Annotated in this window: 16 protein-coding genes; 12 read left to right on the top strand and 4 right to left on the bottom strand. The window is 38.6% G+C overall.

What is annotated here, in order from left to right; genetic code table 11:
• The first annotated feature begins 17 nt into the window (after positions 1–17).
• Positions 18–932 carry an outer inflammatory protein OipA gene (oipA, locus tag P6280_RS05180; RefSeq protein WP_212849956.1) on the top strand — a complete coding sequence of 305 codons (915 nt, stop codon included), beginning with the start codon at positions 18–20 and terminating at the stop codon, positions 930–932.
• 64 nt (positions 933–996) lie between these two features.
• On the opposite strand, the gene queC is transcribed toward oipA, so the two are convergent.
• Positions 997–1677: a 7-cyano-7-deazaguanine synthase QueC gene (gene queC / locus P6280_RS05175; protein WP_219032294.1), complete on the bottom strand. Its 681-nt coding sequence runs from the start codon at positions 1675–1677 to the stop codon at positions 997–999.
• Positions 1678–1738: 61 nt separating this feature from the next.
• On the opposite strand from queC, the gene P6280_RS05170 reads away from it, so the two are divergent.
• The 10 genes from P6280_RS05170 (at position 1739) to P6280_RS05125 (ending at position 11814) form a co-directional block, all read left to right on the top strand.
• Positions 1739–2962: a CCA tRNA nucleotidyltransferase gene (locus P6280_RS05170; protein ID WP_283237179.1), complete on the top strand. Its 1224-nt coding sequence runs from the start codon at positions 1739–1741 to the stop codon at positions 2960–2962.
• 125 nt (positions 2963–3087) lie between these two features.
• Positions 3088–3741, top strand: coding sequence for an NAD(P)H-dependent flavin oxidoreductase FrxA (frxA, locus tag P6280_RS05165; protein ID WP_283237178.1), 654 nt, complete (start codon positions 3088–3090; stop codon positions 3739–3741).
• A gap of 165 nt (positions 3742–3906) precedes the next feature.
• Positions 3907–5226 carry a glutamate--tRNA ligase gene (gene gltX / locus P6280_RS05160; protein ID WP_283237177.1) on the top strand — a complete coding sequence of 440 codons (1320 nt, stop codon included), beginning with the start codon at positions 3907–3909 and terminating at the stop codon, positions 5224–5226.
• Positions 5223–5516 (top strand): YggT family protein, encoded by a 294-nt coding sequence (locus P6280_RS05155; RefSeq protein ID WP_000577948.1) that lies wholly within the window; start codon positions 5223–5225, stop codon positions 5514–5516. Before gltX ends, P6280_RS05155 begins: the two co-directional genes overlap by 4 nt.
• Before the next feature lie 8 nt (positions 5517–5524).
• The gene (locus P6280_RS05150) at positions 5525–7207 is read left to right on the top strand and encodes a lytic transglycosylase domain-containing protein (protein ID WP_283237176.1); all 1683 of its coding nucleotides are present in this window, start codon (positions 5525–5527) and stop codon (positions 7205–7207) included.
• Positions 7204–8025 (top strand): UTP--glucose-1-phosphate uridylyltransferase GalU, encoded by an 822-nt coding sequence (gene galU, locus P6280_RS05145; RefSeq protein WP_000591466.1) that lies wholly within the window; start codon positions 7204–7206, stop codon positions 8023–8025. The genes P6280_RS05150 and galU overlap by 4 nt, the downstream gene beginning before the upstream one ends.
• An 11-nt stretch (positions 8026–8036) precedes the next feature.
• Positions 8037–8444 carry a hypothetical protein gene (locus tag P6280_RS05140; protein WP_096469127.1) on the top strand — a complete coding sequence of 136 codons (408 nt, stop codon included), beginning with the start codon at positions 8037–8039 and terminating at the stop codon, positions 8442–8444.
• Between the two features lie 2 nt (positions 8445–8446).
• Positions 8447–9715: a UDP-N-acetylglucosamine 1-carboxyvinyltransferase gene (gene murA, locus P6280_RS05135; RefSeq protein WP_283237175.1), complete on the top strand. Its 1269-nt coding sequence runs from the start codon at positions 8447–8449 to the stop codon at positions 9713–9715.
• 57 nt (positions 9716–9772) lie between these two features.
• Positions 9773–11179 (top strand): aspartate ammonia-lyase, encoded by a 1407-nt coding sequence (aspA, locus tag P6280_RS05130; RefSeq protein ID WP_001217495.1) that lies wholly within the window; start codon positions 9773–9775, stop codon positions 11177–11179.
• 44 nt (positions 11180–11223) lie between these two features.
• Positions 11224–11814 (top strand): uracil-DNA glycosylase family protein, encoded by a 591-nt coding sequence (locus tag P6280_RS05125; protein ID WP_197298199.1) that lies wholly within the window; start codon positions 11224–11226, stop codon positions 11812–11814.
• 8 nt (positions 11815–11822) lie between these two features.
• On the opposite strand, the gene P6280_RS05120 is transcribed toward P6280_RS05125, so the two are convergent.
• Genes P6280_RS05120 through P6280_RS05110 form a run of 3 tightly spaced genes read right to left on the bottom strand, consistent with a single transcriptional unit; the run spans position 11823 to position 14330 of the window.
• A complete protein-coding gene (locus P6280_RS05120; protein WP_283237174.1) occupies positions 11823–13148 on the bottom strand; it encodes a glycosyltransferase family 10 domain-containing protein in 1326 nt (441 codons plus the stop codon).
• A gap of 39 nt (positions 13149–13187) precedes the next feature.
• Positions 13188–13811, bottom strand: a complete 624-nt coding sequence (gene serB, locus P6280_RS05115) for a phosphoserine phosphatase SerB (RefSeq protein ID WP_180516015.1) — start codon at positions 13809–13811, stop codon at positions 13188–13190.
• 15 nt (positions 13812–13826) lie between these two features.
• Positions 13827–14330, bottom strand: coding sequence for a ferritin (locus P6280_RS05110; protein ID WP_000949201.1), 504 nt, complete (start codon positions 14328–14330; stop codon positions 13827–13829).
• Between the two features lie 298 nt (positions 14331–14628).
• Here P6280_RS05110 and mqnE point away from each other — a divergent pair, with 298 nt between their 5' ends.
• Positions 14629–15711 carry an aminofutalosine synthase MqnE gene (gene mqnE, locus P6280_RS05105; protein ID WP_283237173.1) on the top strand — a complete coding sequence of 361 codons (1083 nt, stop codon included), beginning with the start codon at positions 14629–14631 and terminating at the stop codon, positions 15709–15711.
• The last annotated feature ends 18 nt before the right edge of the window (positions 15712–15729 follow it).

The raw sequence follows: 15729 nt of genomic DNA, 5'->3' as shown, positions 1-15729 counted from the left end.
TAAACCAAAGAAAAACCATGAAAAAAACCCTTTTACTAACTCTCTTTTTCTCGTTTTGGCTCCACGCTGAAAGGAATGGATTTTATTTAGGTTTAAATTTTGCAGAAGGAAGCTATATTAAAGGACAAGGCAGCATCGGCGAAAAAGCTTCAGCAGAAAACGCCTTAAATCAAGCGATCAATAACGCAAAAAATTCATTATTCCCCGAACAAAACACAAAAGCCATAAGAGATGCACAAAACGCCTTAAACAAAGTGAAAGATTCAACAAAAATCGCTAACCGATTCGCAGGAAATGGTGGATCGGGCGGTCTTTTCAATGAACTCAGCTTTGGGTATAAATATTTTTTGGGTAAAAAAAGGATTATAGGGTTTAGGCACTCTCTTTTTTTCGGTTACCAACTTGGTGGCGTTGGTTCTGTTCCTGGCAGCGGTTTAATCGTTTTTTTACCCTATGGTTTCAATACGGATTTACTCATTAATTGGACTAACGATAAGCGAGCGTCCCAAGAATATGTTGAACGAAGGGTAAAAGGGCTCTCTATATTTTACAAAGATATGACCGGCAGAACGCTAGACGCTAATACATTAAAAAAGGTATCAAGGCACATATTTAGAAAATCTTCAGGGCTTGTGATTGGCATGGATATAGGGGCTAGCACTTGGTTTGCAAGTAACAATCTCACCCCTTTCAATCAAGTCAAGAGCCACACGATTTTTCAGTTACAAGGAAAATTTGGCGTTCGTTATAATAGCGATGAATACGATATTGATCGCTATGGCGATGAAATATATCTTGGGGGTTCTAGTGTTGAATTAGGGGTTAAAGTGCCAGCTTTTAAGGTCAATTACTATAGCGATAATTATGGGGATAAATTGGATTATAAAAGAGTGGTGAGCGTTTATCTTAACTATACATATAACTTTAAATAACTTTAAAAACAAACATTAAAACACGCTTTTTAAGGCTCTTTAGTTGGTTTTTTAAAACAAAACCTTATTTTTTATGAGATTCAAACTCTTCATAGCCTTTTTTTCTCAATTGGCATGCCGGGCATTCATCGCAGCCATAGCCATAAGCATGCAAAATCTTTCGCTCTCCTTGATAGCAGGTGTGCGTTTCTTTGATGACTAAATCTAAAGCCCCTAAATCTTTAGCCATTTGAAATTCTTGCGCTTTATTCAAAAACATTAAAGGTGTTAGGATTTTAATCGCCGTGTTTGATCCTAAATTGAGCGCATGCTCGATGCTTTTAATGAAATCTTCTTTACAATCCGGATAGCCGCTAAAATCCGCTTGCGAAACCCCTAAAGCGATGTTACTAGCCCCTATTTTTTGCGCGTAAGAATGCAAAAGGGTGATAAAAATAGCGTTACGATTAGGCACAAAAGAGTTGGGTAAATCTTTATTTTGCGCGTGCGAATGCCCTATTAAATCGTTAGAGTTTTTAAAAAGTGCGGAGTGGGTGATATTTTCTAAAAAATCTAATGGGATAATTTCATAAGGGAGTTGCAAAAGAGAAGCGATTTTTTGAGCGCATTCTAATTCCACAGAGTGTTTTTGCGCGTAATCAAACCCCACTAAATAGACTTTTTTAAAACGCTTTTTCGCCCATACGGCTAAAGTGGTGCTGTCTTGCCCGCCGCTAAAACTGATCACGCAAATTTCTTGTTCCATCAAAATTCCTTAAAATTCTAAAAAGATATAATAACACAAAGAAATTTTAAGAGTAAAAAGCGTGTTTGAACTAGACAAAGAATTAAAAGAATTGTTTGGCATTTATGAAAAATCCCCCTATGAGCTTTACTTGGTAGGGGGGTGCGTGCGCGATTATTTAATGGGCATTGCCCCTAAAGATTACGATTTAACCTCAAACGCTTTAGTCAATGAAAGTAAAGAGCTTCTTTTAAAGCACCATTTTAGGGTGCTAGAAACCGGCATCAAGCATGGCACGATCACGGCTCTTAAAAACAATCAAAGCTATGAAATCACAACTTTTAGAATTGAAAAAGGGCATATCAAGCACCGAAAGCCTAAAGAATTGGTTTTTAGCGCTCGTTTAACAGACGATTTAAAGCGGCGCGATTTTAGCATGAATGCGATCGCTTATAGCCCTACAAAAGGACTGATTGATCCTTTTAAGGGGCAAAGTGCGATTAAAAATCAAATGATTGAATGCGTGGGGGAAGCACGATTGAGGTTTTTTGAGGACGCTTTAAGGATTTTAAGAGCGCTACGATTTAGCGCGACTTTAGGCTTTAAGATAGCACCAAGCACCAAAAGAGCGATTTTTGCGTGTAAGGATTTGTTAAAACACCTCTCCAAAGAGCGCTTACAAAACGAATTGAATAAGTTTCTTATGGGGAAAAACGCCTATGAAGTAGCTAAAGAATATCAAGAAATTTTAGAGTTGGTTACTCAAGAGAAAATAGAAAATTTAGGGTTTTTAAAAAACGCGTCTTTCAATCTGGAATTAAGATTGTTAGGGTTTTTTAAACACCAAAAAAGTTTAGAAAATTTACGCTATCCTAAAAAAATTTGTGTTTTATTTTTAAAAGCTAAAGAATGCCATAAAGCTTTTTTAAATATTCATAACAAAACAGAATTAAAATTTTTATTAAAAAACTACGATTTAGAGCCTTTTAATTTGGCTTTAGATTTTTATGCACTCAAAAACCCCAAACGCGCTTTAAAAATTAAAAGCTTGTTAAAAGAAATATCCAACGCTAACGAGCCTTTTAAAAAAGAGCACCTAGCCCTTAAGGGCGGCACGCTCCAAAATTTGGGTTACCAGCGCCAACAAATCGGCGAAATTTTGAACGCATGCCTAAATTTAGTCATCGCTCACCCTAAAAATAATTCTTTAGAATGGCTGATAAAATGGGTTAAGGATCATTATTTACTTAATGATGCTATAAACCTTTCGCCAATAGGCAAAAAAATTACAAATGGAAAAACATGACAACGCAAAATCTTGATGAATGCCATAAGAGCTTTATTTTCAAGCAGAAAATCCGGTTTAAGCACATTGGATATGGCAGCCGTTTGTTATTATCGTTTATCATTATTTAGAAAAAGGAGATCAAAATGGACAGAGAACAAGTGGTTGCTTTACAGCACCAACGATTCGCTACGAAAAAATACGATCCCAATCGCCGTATTTCTCAAAAGGATTGGGAAGCGTTGGTTGAAGTGGGGAGGTTAGCCCCTTCTGCATTCGGGCTTGAACCATGGAAAATGCTTTTATTAAAGAATGAATGCATGAAAGAAGATTTAAAACCGATGGCCTGGGGGGCTCTTTCTAGTTTAGAGGGAGCGAGCCATTTTGTCATTTATCTTGCGCGAAAAGGCGTTACTTATGACAGCGATTATGTTAAAAAAGTGATGCATGAGGTTAAAAAAAGGGATTATGACACTGATTCTAGGTTCGCTCAAATGATCAAAAATTTCCAAGAGAGCGACATGGAACTCAATAGCGAACGATCCTTGTTTGATTGGGCTAGCAAGCAGACTTATATCCAAATGGCGAACATGATGATGGCAGCGGCCATGTTGGGGATTGATTCTTGCCCGATTGAAGGGTATGATCAAGAAAAAGTGGAGGCTTATTTAAAGGAAAAAGGCTATCTAAACACGGCGGAATTTGGGGTATCGGTAATGGCTAGCTTTGGTTATCGCAATCAAGAAATCACCCCTAAAACCCGCTGGAAGACAGAAGTTATTTATGAAGTGATTGAATAAAAAACGCTTTTGGCTTTTTGATAGCCAACCATAAAGAGCTTGGCGTTAGCCAAACGCTAATCTCTTAAATGATGTCTGTTCATGTTTGATAAAAACAAAACCACCACAGCATAATTAAGTATTCTTTAGGTATAATCAAAAACTATTTTTCAATAAAGGGTTTTTATGCTTCGTTTTGCGCCTTCGCCTACAGGGGATATGCACATAGGGAATTTAAGGGCAGCCATTTTTAACTACATTGTCGCCAAACAGCAGCATAAACCCTTTCTCATTCGCATTGAAGACACGGACAAAGAACGCAACATTGAAGGCAAAGATCAAGAAATTTTAGAGATTTTAAAGCTTATGGGGATAAGCTGGGATAAGCTCGTGTATCAAAGCCATAACATAGATTATCACAGAGAAATGGCAGAAAAATTACTGAAAGAAAATAAAGCGTTTTATTGCTATGCGAGTGCGGAGTTTTTAGAAAGAGAAAAAGAAAAAGCCAAAAATGAAAAACGCCCTTTCAGGTATTTAGACGAGTGGGCGGCTTTAGAAAAAGACAAGCACCATGCCCCTGTGGTGCGTTTAAAAGCCCCAAATCATGCGGTGTCTTTCAATGATGCGATTAAAAAAGAAGTGAAATTTGAACCTTATGAATTGGATTCTTTTGTGCTTTTAAGACAGGATAAAAGCCCGACTTATAATTTCGCTTGCGCATGCGATGATTTGCTCTATGAAATCAGTTTGATTATTAGAGGCGAAGATCATGTGAGTAACACCCCTAAACAAATTTTAATCCAGCAAGCTTTAGGCTCAAATAATCCGATTGTTTATGCGCATTTGCCCATTATTTTAGATGAAACAAGCGGTAAAAAGATGAGTAAAAGAGATGAAGCCTCCAGCGTGAAATGGCTTTTAAATCAAGGGTTTTTACCGGAGGCGATTGTGAATTATCTCATCACTATCGGTAATAAAGTGCCTAAAGAAGTTTTCAGCCTTGATGAAGCGATAGAATGGTTTGATTTAGAAAATCTTTCCAGTTCCCCGGCCCATTTTAATTTAAAATATTTAAAACACTTAAACCACGAGCATTTAAAGCTTTTAGACGATGATAAGTTATTAGAACTCACTTTGATAAAAGATAAAAACCTCTTAGGGCTTTTAAGATTGTTTATAGAAGAATGCGGCACGCTTTTAGAATTGAAAGAAAAAATTTCGTTGTTTTTAGAGCCAAAAGATATTGTTAAAACTTACGAAAACGAAGATTTTAAAGAGCGTTGTTTAGCGCTTTTTAACGCTCTAAAAAGCATGGATTTTCAAGCGTATAAGGATTTTGAAAGTTTTAAAAAAGAAGCCATGCGATTAAGTCAGCTTAAGGGTAAGGATTTTTTCAAACCTTTGCGCATTCTTTTAACCGGGAACTCGCATGGCGTTGAATTGCCTTTGATTTTCCCCTATATCCAAAGCCATTATCAAGAAGTTTTAAGGCTCAAAGCATGATATTTTCCACCCTTATTAATGCGGTAGCGGTGATTTTAAGCTCGCTCATTACGATTTATATGTGGGTAGTGATCATTTATTCACTCATTAGCTTTGTGCAACCTAACCCCAATAACCCCATCATGCAAATCCTCGCTCGCTTGTGCGAGCCGGTGTTTTATTTTTTACGCTCTAGATTCAAGCTTGTGTTTAACGGGTTGGATTTCGCTCCTTTAGTGGTGGTCATTGTTTTGAAATTTTTAGATTTAACCCTCATCCAATGGCTTTTTGCGCTCGCCAAAAGTTTTTAAAGAAAACCATGCGTTTTTTTATTTTATTTTTTATCGGCATGCTTGGCGTTGGTTTTTCTCAAACCGAGTTGAATTTAAAAGATTTAGAAAAAAAGCCCGCCGGGATTGTTAGGGATTATTATTTATGGCGTTATATTAGCGATAAAAAAACCACTTTAGAAAACGCCAAAAAAGCCTATGAATTGACTCAAAATAAAAACAACGCCTTACAAAAGGCCATGCAAGAAAAAGGCTCAGACAATCCAGAAAAAAGCCCTGATGTTAAATTGCCTGAAGATATTTATTGCAAGCAAACGGCTTTAGAAAGCATGCTAGAAGAAGCAGACACTTTCCAAGCAAGCTGTATCGCTATCGCTTTAAAATCAAAAATCAGAGATTTTGATAAAATCCCCCTTCAAACCCTTAAGCCCTTACAAATTAAAATCAAAGAGGCTTACCCCGTTCTTTATGAAGAATTAGAAATTTTGCAAAGTAAGAATGTGAGCGCTTCTTTATTTAAGGCTAATGTGCAAGTGTTTAGCGCGCTTTTCAACCATTTGAGTTATGAAAAAAAGCTCCAAATTTTTGAAAAACATATCCCTATTAAAGAGTTAAACCGCCTTTTAGATGAAGATTACCCGGCGTTTAACCGCTTGATCTATCAGGTTATTTTAGATCCTAAATTGGATCATTTTAAGGACGCTCTCACTAAAACTAACGCTACCCACAGCAACGCACAAACCTTTTTTATCCTAGGGATTAATGAAATCTTGCGTAAAAAACCCTCTAAAGCGCTCAAGTATTTTGAACGCTCAGAAGCGATGGTTAAAGACGATGATTTTTCAAAAGACAGAGCGGTTTTTTGGCAGTATTTAGTCTCTAAAAAGAAAAAAACTTTGGAACGCCTTTCACAAAGCCCTTCCTTAAACCTCTATAGTCTTTATGCGAGCCGCAAGCTCCAAACCACGCCCAGTTATCGCATCATTTCTCACATCCAAAATTTAAGCCAAGAAGACCCTCCTTTTAACACTCATGACCCTTTTTCGTGGCAAATTTTTAAGGAAAAAACCTTGAGTTTGAAAGGCGAAGACGCGTTTAATGCGATGCTAAAAAGCTTGTATTATGAAAAAAGCACCCCTGAATTGACCTATCTTTTAAGCCAACGCAATAAAGACAAGATTTATTATTATTTATCCCCTTATGAAGGCATTATTGAATGGCAAAATATTGATGAAAAGGCTATGGCGTATGCGATCGCTAGGCAAGAAAGCTTTTTGCTCCCGGCAGTCATTTCGCGCTCGTTCGCTCTAGGGCTTATGCAAATCATGCCCTTTAATGTAGGGCCTTTCGCTAAAAGCCTTGGTATGGATAATGTTGATCTAAACGACATGTTTAACCCCAATATCGCTCTCAAATTTGGTAATTATTACTTGAACCATCTAAAAAAAGAATTCAACCACCCCCTTTTTGTCGCCTACGCTTATAACGCTGGGCCTGGGTTTTTAAGGAGGTGGCTAGAAAGCTCCAAACGATTTAAAGAAAAAAATCATTTTGAGCCATGGCTTAGCATGGAGCTTATGCCTTATAGCGAAACCCGTTTGTATGGCTTTAGGGTCATGCTCAATTACTTGATTTATCAAGAAATTTTTGGGAATTTCATCCCTGTTGATGCATTTTTAGAACAAACTCTTAACTCAAAGGACAAACCATGATTAAAAAATGCCTTTTTCCTGCCGCTGGCTACGGCACGCGCTTTTTGCCGATCACTAAAACCATTCCTAAAGAAATGCTGCCCATTGTGGATAAGCCTTTAATCCAATACGCTGTAGAAGAAGCGATGGAGGCAGGCTGTGAAGTGATGGCGATTGTTACAGGCAGAAACAAGCGCAGTTTAGAAGATTATTTTGACACGAGCTATGAAATAGAGCATCAAATCCAAGGCACCAACAAAGAAAACGCCCTAAAAAGCATTCGTAACATTATAGAAAAATGCTGTTTTTCCTATGTGCGCCAAAAACAAATGAAAGGATTAGGGCATGCGATTTTAACCGGAGAAGCCCTCATAGGCAATGAGCCTTTTGCGGTGATTTTAGCCGATGACTTATGCATAAGCCATGATCACCCAAGCGTGCTAAAGCAAATGATTTCATTGTATCAAAAATACCAATGCTCCATTGTAGCCATTGAAGAGGTGGCGCTAGAAGAAGTTTCAAAATATGGCGTGATTAGGGGCGAATGGTTAGAAGAGGGGGTGTATGAGATTAAAGACATGGTGGAAAAACCAAGCCAAGAAGACGCCCCAAGCAATCTGGCCGTGATAGGGCGCTACATTTTAACCCCGGATATTTTTGAAATTTTAAGCGAGACGAAACCGGGCAAAAACAATGAAATCCAAATCACAGACGCCTTACTCACTCAAGCCAAAAGAAAACGAATCATCGCTTACCAGTTCAAAGGCAAACGATACGATTGCGGGAGCGTGGAGGGCTATATTGAAGCGAGCAACGCTTATTATAAAAAACGCTTGTAAATCTTATCAACATGGGCAATTTGATTTATTATGCTTACATGTATTTGATCCTCTTTGTATGCTTGCTGCCTGTGTTATTGGTGGGGCTTGTTTGGAGGCTTTCTCGCCCCCCCTTAAAGCAAAATATTCCTAATAAAAGCCTCTCTTTAAAAGATTTGAGCGAACAAATCAAAAACCTTAAAAGCGTGCCAGCTTTAGAAAAACTTAAAAACAGCTTTAATGAGCGTTTTAAAATTTGCCCCAAAGACAAAGAAACTCTGTGGTTAGAAACGATCCAAAATTTAGTCGCTTCAGAATTTTTTGAATTAGAAGACGCTATTAATTTTGGGCAAGAATTAGAAAAAGCTAACCCTAGTCATGCGCAAAAAATCGCTAACGCTACCGGCTTAGCCCTTAAGAATAAAAAAGAAAAAGGATAGAATTGGATTTTTTAGAGATTGTAGGACAAGTCCCTTTAAAAGGGGGGGTAGAAATTTCTGGGGCGAAAAACTCCGCGCTCCCCATTTTAGCCGCCACGCTTTTAAGCCAACAGGAAGTCAAAATCAAATCTTTGCCCCAAGTGGTGGATATAAAGGCGATGGCGTTATTGTTGCAAAATTTAGGCGCGAACTTAGAATGGCTTGATCCTAACACGCTTCAGATCAGAGCCAAATCCTTACGCCACACTGAAGCCACTTACGATTTGGTGCGTAAAATGCGCGCTTCCATTTTGGTTTTAGGCCCACTATTAGCGCGTTTTAAAGAATGCTTAGTGAGTTTGCCCGGTGGGTGCGCTATAGGAGCAAGGCCAGTGGATTTACACTTAAAAGCGATGCAACAATTAGGGGCTGAAATCAAAATTGAGCAAGGCTATATCCATGCAAAAGCCCCTAAAGGCTTGAAAGGGAATGATATTTTATTTGATAAAATCAGCGTTACAGGCACAGAAAACGCTCTCATGGCAGCAAGCTTAGCTAAAGGGATCACGCGCATCATTAACGCTGCTAAAGAGCCAGAAATCACTCAATTGTGCGCGTTTTTACAAAGTGGGGGGGTAGAAATTCATGGCGTTGGCAGCAGCGAGTTAAAGATTAGGGGGGTAGAAAATGACGCTTTGAATTTAAAAGGCATTCAAATCATACCCGATAGGATTGAAGCAGGCACTTATTTATGCGTGGGGGCTATCACTAACAGCCAGCTTAAAATCAATCGCATCATCCCTAACCATCTTCAAGCGATCACCGATAAGCTCATAGAAATTGGTTTTTTGCTAGACATTCAAGAAAATTCTATAGAAATTTATCCGGCCAAAAAACGACAAGCCTTTGAAATCACCACGAAAGAATACCCAGGCTTTCCCACAGACATGCAAGCGCAATTCATGGCGTTAGCCACGCAGTGTTTGGGGACGAGCGTGATTGAAGAAACGCTTTTTGAAAACCGCTTTATGCATGCGAGCGAACTGCAACGATTAGGGGCTAATATCAGCCTGAAAACGAATGTTGCTACCATTAGCGGATCCACAGAGCTTACCGGAAGCGATGTGATGGCGACCGATTTAAGGGCTTCTTCGGCTCTCATTTTAGCCGCCTTAGTGGCTAAGGGCGTGAGTAGGGTGCATAGGATTTACCACTTGGATAGAGGTTATGAGAGATTAGAGGATAAAATCAACGCCTTAGGGGCAAAAGTTGTGCGCTTAAAAGAAAAATAGCTCAATATTTGGTTACAATAGCTAGAATATTTTTCAATTATTACATAAGGAGCTTTTATGCGTATTGAGCATGATTTCATTGGGCAAATGGAAATTAGCGATGAAGTTTATTACGGGATCCAAACTTTAAGAGCGAGTGAAAATTTTTTCATCACCAACGACAAGCTTTGCAGTTATCCTGTTTTTATCAAATCTTTTGCTCAAGTCAAAAAAGCGGCTGCTTTAGCGAATGCGCAATTAGGCTTGATTGATGAAAAGCTTAAAATTGCGATTTGCCATGCGTGCGATTTGCTCATTGATGGCAAATACCATGATCAATTCATTGTGGATATGGTTCAAGGGGGGGCTGGCACAAGCACAAACATGAACATGAATGAAGTGATTGCTAATTTGGCTTTAGAATACATGGGGCATAAAAAGGGCGAGTATCAATTTTGCCACCCAAACGACCATGTCAACCGCTCTCAATCCACTAATGACGCCTATCCTAGTGCGTTAAAAATCGCTATTTATGAACGCTTGAGTAATTTAGTCGCTCCCATGAAGGCTTTAAGGGACGCTTTCGCTCAAAAAGCTAAGGAATTTTCTCATGTGATTAAAATGGGGCGCACCCAGCTTCAAGACGCTGTGCCTATGACTTTAGGGCAAGAGTTTGAAACTTATGCCTTGATGGTTGATAGGGATATTGAGCAGGTTTTAGACGCTAGGAATTGGGTAAGAGAGCTTAATTTAGGCGGAACCGCTATTGGCACAGGGATCAATTCGCACCCGGATTATCGCAGTTTGATTGAAAAGAAAATCCAAGAAGTAACGGGCCGCCCCTTTGTCATGGCTAATAACTTGATAGAAGCCACTCAAAGCACGGGAGCGTATGTGCAAGTGAGTGGGGTGTTAAAGCGTATTGCAGTGAAACTCTCTAAAGTCTGTAACGATCTCAGGTTACTCAGCTCAGGCCCTAGAGCCGGGCTGAATGAAATCAATTTGCCTAAAATGCAGCCGGGCAGCTCTATTATGCCCGGTAAAGTCAATCCGGTGATCCCTGAAGTGGTCAATCAAGTGTGCTTTGCGGTGATTGGGAATGATTTGAGCGTGGCGTTAGCCGCAGAAGGAGGGCAATTGCAACTCAATGTGTTTGAGCCGGTTATCGCTTATAAGCTTTTCCATTCCTTTGTGATTTTAGGGCGTGCGATTGAAACCTTAACGACTAAATGCGTGGAAGGCATCACGGCTAATGAAAAGATTTGCCACGATTATGTCTTTAACAGCATTGGCATTGTTACTGCGCTAAACCCTCATATCGGCTATGAGAAATCTGCTATGATCGCTAAAGAAGCTTTAAAAAGCGATCGCTCTATCTATGACATCGCTTTAGAAAAGAAAATCTTAACTAAAGAGCAACTGGATGATATTTTCAAGCCAGAAAACATGCTAAGCCCTCACGCTTTCAAAAAGCATAAAGACTGAACGCTTTGCAACTTTTACGCCTTCAAACTTTACGCTCCCTTTATATGGAGCGTTTTTTGGGCGAAACTTACACGAATATCAACCTTACCAAGCCCCAAAATAAGCCCCTTAACAAACAAGTTTATGAGGGCATAGAAAATTGCAATCTGTGCAAACGCCATCAAAATTCAAAACCGGTGATCGGGCTTTTTAACCCCACTTCCAAGCTCACTTTCATCACGCTAACCCCCATGCTAGATAGCCAATTAAATTTCTTAAACAATTTAAAAGCGGCCATGTTAGAGAGCATTATCCAAAAAGTTTTTAACTGCCCCTTAAAAGATTGCAGTATTTTATCGCTCCTTAAATGCGACTCTAACAGCCTTAATTTAGAAGAAGAAATCAACGCATGCCTATTCCATTTAACCTGGCAATTAGACAACAGCGCTTCAAAAGTCATTGTGGTATTTGGCGAGATTTTGCCCAAACGCCTTTTAAACCTTTCTAAAGAAGAATCCTTTGGGCGCATCGTGTCTTTAAAAACAAAACATTTTTTAAGCACCCATGCTTTAGAGGACATGCTCAAAAACCCAACGCTCAAAAAAGAAGCGTTAGCGCATTTTAAAATAGCGCTCCAATTTCTTAATCAATCTTAAAATACGCCCTATTTTCTAACCCATCTCCTTATGGCGCGCAACAAGGGTAAGGATTTTTGATAAGCTTTGCGATAGATTTTAAAAGAGGTGTTTTGGGATAGCTCCAATAAAGGGGTAGCCTTTGATAAGAGGCGTTCATGATCTCTTCTCAAATCATCATAATTAACCCTCAAATCATCATAATTAACCCTCAAATCATCATAATTAACCCTCAAATCATCATAATTAACCCTCAACCCATCAACAGACACTAACGGCTCATTCAAATCACGATGAAGAGCAGAATAATGGGCATCATTGCAATGATAAATCGTATCGTTCTCAAGAATGTTTTTAAAAAAATCTAGGATCTTTTCAAAACTCAAATCCTGGTAAAAACCCGCTTTCCCATCAATGGTGTTTAAAGGGTTTTCATAGAGCATGTCTAAATAAGCGTTTTGGTGGGTGTGCAAGTATTTGATATAATCAATCGCTTCATCAAAGTTTTTAAAATCATGGACATTCACAAAACTTTTAGGGTTAAAGTCTTTCGCCACGCTAGGACTCCCCCAATAAATAGGGATGGTGTGGCTGAAATACGCATCAAGGATTTTTTCGGTTACATAGCCATAGCCTTGTGAGTTTTCAAAACAGAGGTTGAATTTGTATTGGCTTAAAAATTCGTTTTTGTTTTTGACCTTATAGCCCAGAGTGTTTTTCACGCTCCCTCCCGAAGCCACTGGCTCAATAGCATTTAAAGCGTCATAGAAAGCGTTTCTGATGGGAGCGTTAGCGTTGCTCGCTACAAAACTGGCAAACCCTCTTTTCAAAGGGTCGCTTTCATTATGGATTAGTGCGCATAAATTGGGGTGGTTTTCTTTAAATTTATGGGAGGGTTTTTTTAAAGTATAAAGGCTGTCAGCTTTGAGTTTATAGGGTGAAGTGGTGTCATTAACGATCTCGGCTTTATAATGCAAATAAGCGTAATACAAAGGCATTCTCAAATAGCGATCGTTAAAATCTAATTCATCAAAGCCTATGGCGTAATCAAAGAGGTTGAAATTAGGCGCTTCATTTTCGCCGGTGTAAAACACTCTTTTGGTGTTTTGATAGGATAAGATTTTTCTGGCTTGTTCCAAAGGATTGCCAAAGACTAGATCTGAGGGTTCGTTGGGGTTTTGATGGAGGGTGATTTTATAGCGTTGTTTTAGGATGAAATAAAGAATGTTCGCTTTAAATTCTTTAGGGCCGTTAAACCAATTCGCCACAGCGATTTTTAGGGGGGGGAGATTTAGAGGCAATTTTTTTTTAGTTGAAGCGCTTTCTATGAAGGCGTCTAGTAAAGGTTGGAACATTTTTATCCTTTAAAGGAGTATTTTACAAAAAAATTTTTTTTAAATCAAAGGCTTGATTAGGGCTAAATCAGGCTCATTGATGCAATGCGTGGCGTGCTGTTTTAAAACCTCTTTAGCGTTGAAAGCGATTTTAATGCGGGCATGTTTGAACATGCTCAAGTCATTCGCTCCATCGCCCACGACTAAAGTGTTCGTTTTACTGATATTCAACAAGCGTTGTAAGGAAAGAAGCATTTCGCCTTTAGAATGTGAAAACATCATATGCCCAGTAACCAAGCCGTTTAAGGCGTTATTTTCCACTATCAGCGTGTTACTGAAAGCCGCATCTAAATGCAATAAATCCCTGTAATGATTCGTCGCTAGATTAAAGCCTCCGCTGAAGCAAACCACTTTGTAATTTTTCTCTTTTAAGGCGCTAACAAGTTCAAACGCCCCCTCAAATAAAGGCAGACTTTCACAAACTTCTTTGGCTAGTTTTAAAGGCATGTTTTTGAGTTTGGAAACCCTTAAAATAAGACTTTTATGAAAATCTGTCTCGCCATTCATGGCTTGTGAAGTGATCTTTTTCACTTCATCAAACACCCCCCACGCCCTCGCTAAAGACTCAATCGTCTCAGCATTGACCAGCGTGGAGTCAAAATCAAAAACGGCTAGTTTTTGCACTCAATGACCCTAAAATTAAGATTTCCTGCTTTTAGCGATCCCTTTGATATACTGATCAGCCAAATACAAGCCATGGTTTTCATTACCAATCAACTCAATTTTATCCAAAATATCCTTGAAAAGCACTTCTTCTTCATGCTGTTCAGACACATACCATTGCAAGAAATTAAAAGTCGCATGATCTTTGCCTTTTATGGCATGATCAACGATATTATTAATAGACTCGCTGATGTGTTGCTCATGTTCATAGGCTTTTTGGAAAATTTGAGTCAAACCTTCAAACTTATGCTCAGGCGCACTGATGCTAGTCAATTGCACAGGCACATTGTTTTCATTCAAGAAGACGATAAGCTTTTTAGCATGCTCGTATTCTTCAGCCGCATGGTCAAATAAGAAAAGCCCCGCGCCATCTAAGCTATGGGTATAGCACCATGAACTCATGCTCATATACAAGTTGGAAGAGTTCATTTCCTTATTCACCTGTTCGTTTAGCAACTTAATGATGTCTTTTGATAACATAGTATCTCCTTTGTGTTGGTTTAAGTTGTCCCATAATTATAGCATAAATGATAATGAAAAAGTAAACAAGAGTATGAAAATTTTTAAAAACTTACAAAAGTGAGAAAGAACACCAGCTAATAGCTTGATAAATCTTAGATTTTATCATAAAAATCCTTTTAATAAGAATTAGGTGAAAAAAGGGGTTGGCACCAATTAGGGGGTTAAAAAGGGGGTATTATTACATAATGTATAAAAAGCATTCTTAAATCTAAAAATGCTACAATGTTTGTTTTTAAAACGAAAGGGCAATTTAACCATGGACTTTTTAGAAAGAGTATTAGACAATCAAGTTACTGAAAGTAAGGAATTAGTCAGGCTTTATGATTATGATTTATACACGCTAGGGGAAGTAGCGGATCGCATGCGCCAAAACATGCACCAAAAAATCGTGTATTTTAATGTCAATAGGCATTTAAACCCTAGTAATATTTGCGCGGACGCTTGCAAATTTTGCGCTTTTTCAGCCCACAGAAAAAACCCTAACCCTTATGAAATGAGCTTGGAAGAAATCCTAGAAAAGGTTAAAAACTCCTACAACAAGGGGATTAAAGAAGTCCATATCGTGAGCGCTCATAACCCTAATTACTCTTATGAATGGTATTTAAAGGTGTTTGAAACCATCAAGCAAGAAATGCCTAATTTGCATTTAAAGGCCATGACCGCTGCAGAAGTGCATTTTTTAAGCGCCAAATTCAACAAACCTTTTGAATTGGTGCTAGAAGACATGCTCAAAGCCGGGGTGGATTCCATGCCTGGTGGGGGAGCGGAGATTTTTGATGAAGAGATTAGGCGTAAAATCTGTAATGGTAAGGTGGGATCTTCTCGGTGGTTAGAAATCCATGCTTATTGGCACAAATTAGGCAAAATGAGTAACGCTACCATGCTTTTTGGGCATATTGAAAATAAAATCCATCGCATTGATCACATGCTAAGAATCAAAAAAATCCAAAGCCCTAAAGATAAAGTAGAAAATAAAGAAGGGGGCTTTAACGCTTTTATCCCTTTGTTGTATCAAAAAGAAAACAATTATTTGAAAGTGGAAAAATCCCCTAGCGCGATAGAAATCTTAAAAACCATCGCTATATCTCGCATTCTTTTAAATAATGTCCCCCACATTAAAGCCTATTGGGCGACTTTGGGCTTGAATTTAGCTTTAGTGGCTCAAGAATTTGGCGCTAACGATTTAGACGGCACGATAGAGATAGAGAGCATTCAAAGCGCGGCAGGCGCGAAGAGCCGGCATGGTTTAAAAAAAGAAGATTTGATATTTAAAATCAAGGACGCTGGTTTTATTGCGGTAGAAAGGGATAGTTTGTATAATTTTATACAGAAATTTTGATAATTTTTAGCGTTTTTA

The sequence above is a fragment of the Helicobacter sp. 219-2 genome (assembly GCF_030053225.1).
Taxonomy (GTDB): Bacteria; Campylobacterota; Campylobacteria; order Campylobacterales; family Helicobacteraceae; genus Helicobacter; species Helicobacter pylori_C.
This window is presented reverse-complemented; position numbering and strand designations above follow the sequence as displayed.

What these genes read in the sequence shown, in the direction of transcription:
- P6280_RS05125 (WP_197298199.1), top strand. Translation starts at nt 11,224, where the DNA reads ATGGAGCGTTTTTTGGGCGAAACTTACACGAATATCAACCTTACCAAG.
- aspA (WP_001217495.1), top strand. Translation starts at nt 9,773, where the DNA reads ATGCGTATTGAGCATGATTTCATTGGGCAAATGGAAATTAGCGATGAA.
- gltX (WP_283237177.1), top strand. Translation starts at nt 3,907, where the DNA reads ATGCTTCGTTTTGCGCCTTCGCCTACAGGGGATATGCACATAGGGAAT.
- P6280_RS05155 (WP_000577948.1), top strand. Translation starts at nt 5,223, where the DNA reads ATGATATTTTCCACCCTTATTAATGCGGTAGCGGTGATTTTAAGCTCG.
- mqnE (WP_283237173.1), top strand. Translation starts at nt 14,629, where the DNA reads ATGGACTTTTTAGAAAGAGTATTAGACAATCAAGTTACTGAAAGTAAG.
- frxA (WP_283237178.1), top strand. Translation starts at nt 3,088, where the DNA reads ATGGACAGAGAACAAGTGGTTGCTTTACAGCACCAACGATTCGCTACG.
- P6280_RS05140 (WP_096469127.1), top strand. Translation starts at nt 8,037, where the DNA reads ATGGGCAATTTGATTTATTATGCTTACATGTATTTGATCCTCTTTGTA.
- P6280_RS05110 (WP_000949201.1), bottom strand. Translation starts at nt 14,330, where the DNA reads ATGTTATCAAAAGACATCATTAAGTTGCTAAACGAACAGGTGAATAAG.
- queC (WP_219032294.1), bottom strand. Translation starts at nt 1,677, where the DNA reads ATGGAACAAGAAATTTGCGTGATCAGTTTTAGCGGCGGGCAAGACAGC.
- P6280_RS05150 (WP_283237176.1), top strand. Translation starts at nt 5,525, where the DNA reads ATGCGTTTTTTTATTTTATTTTTTATCGGCATGCTTGGCGTTGGTTTT.
- P6280_RS05120 (WP_283237174.1), bottom strand. Translation starts at nt 13,148, where the DNA reads ATGTTCCAACCTTTACTAGACGCCTTCATAGAAAGCGCTTCAACTAAA.
- oipA (WP_212849956.1), top strand. Translation starts at nt 18, where the DNA reads ATGAAAAAAACCCTTTTACTAACTCTCTTTTTCTCGTTTTGGCTCCAC.
- galU (WP_000591466.1), top strand. Translation starts at nt 7,204, where the DNA reads ATGATTAAAAAATGCCTTTTTCCTGCCGCTGGCTACGGCACGCGCTTT.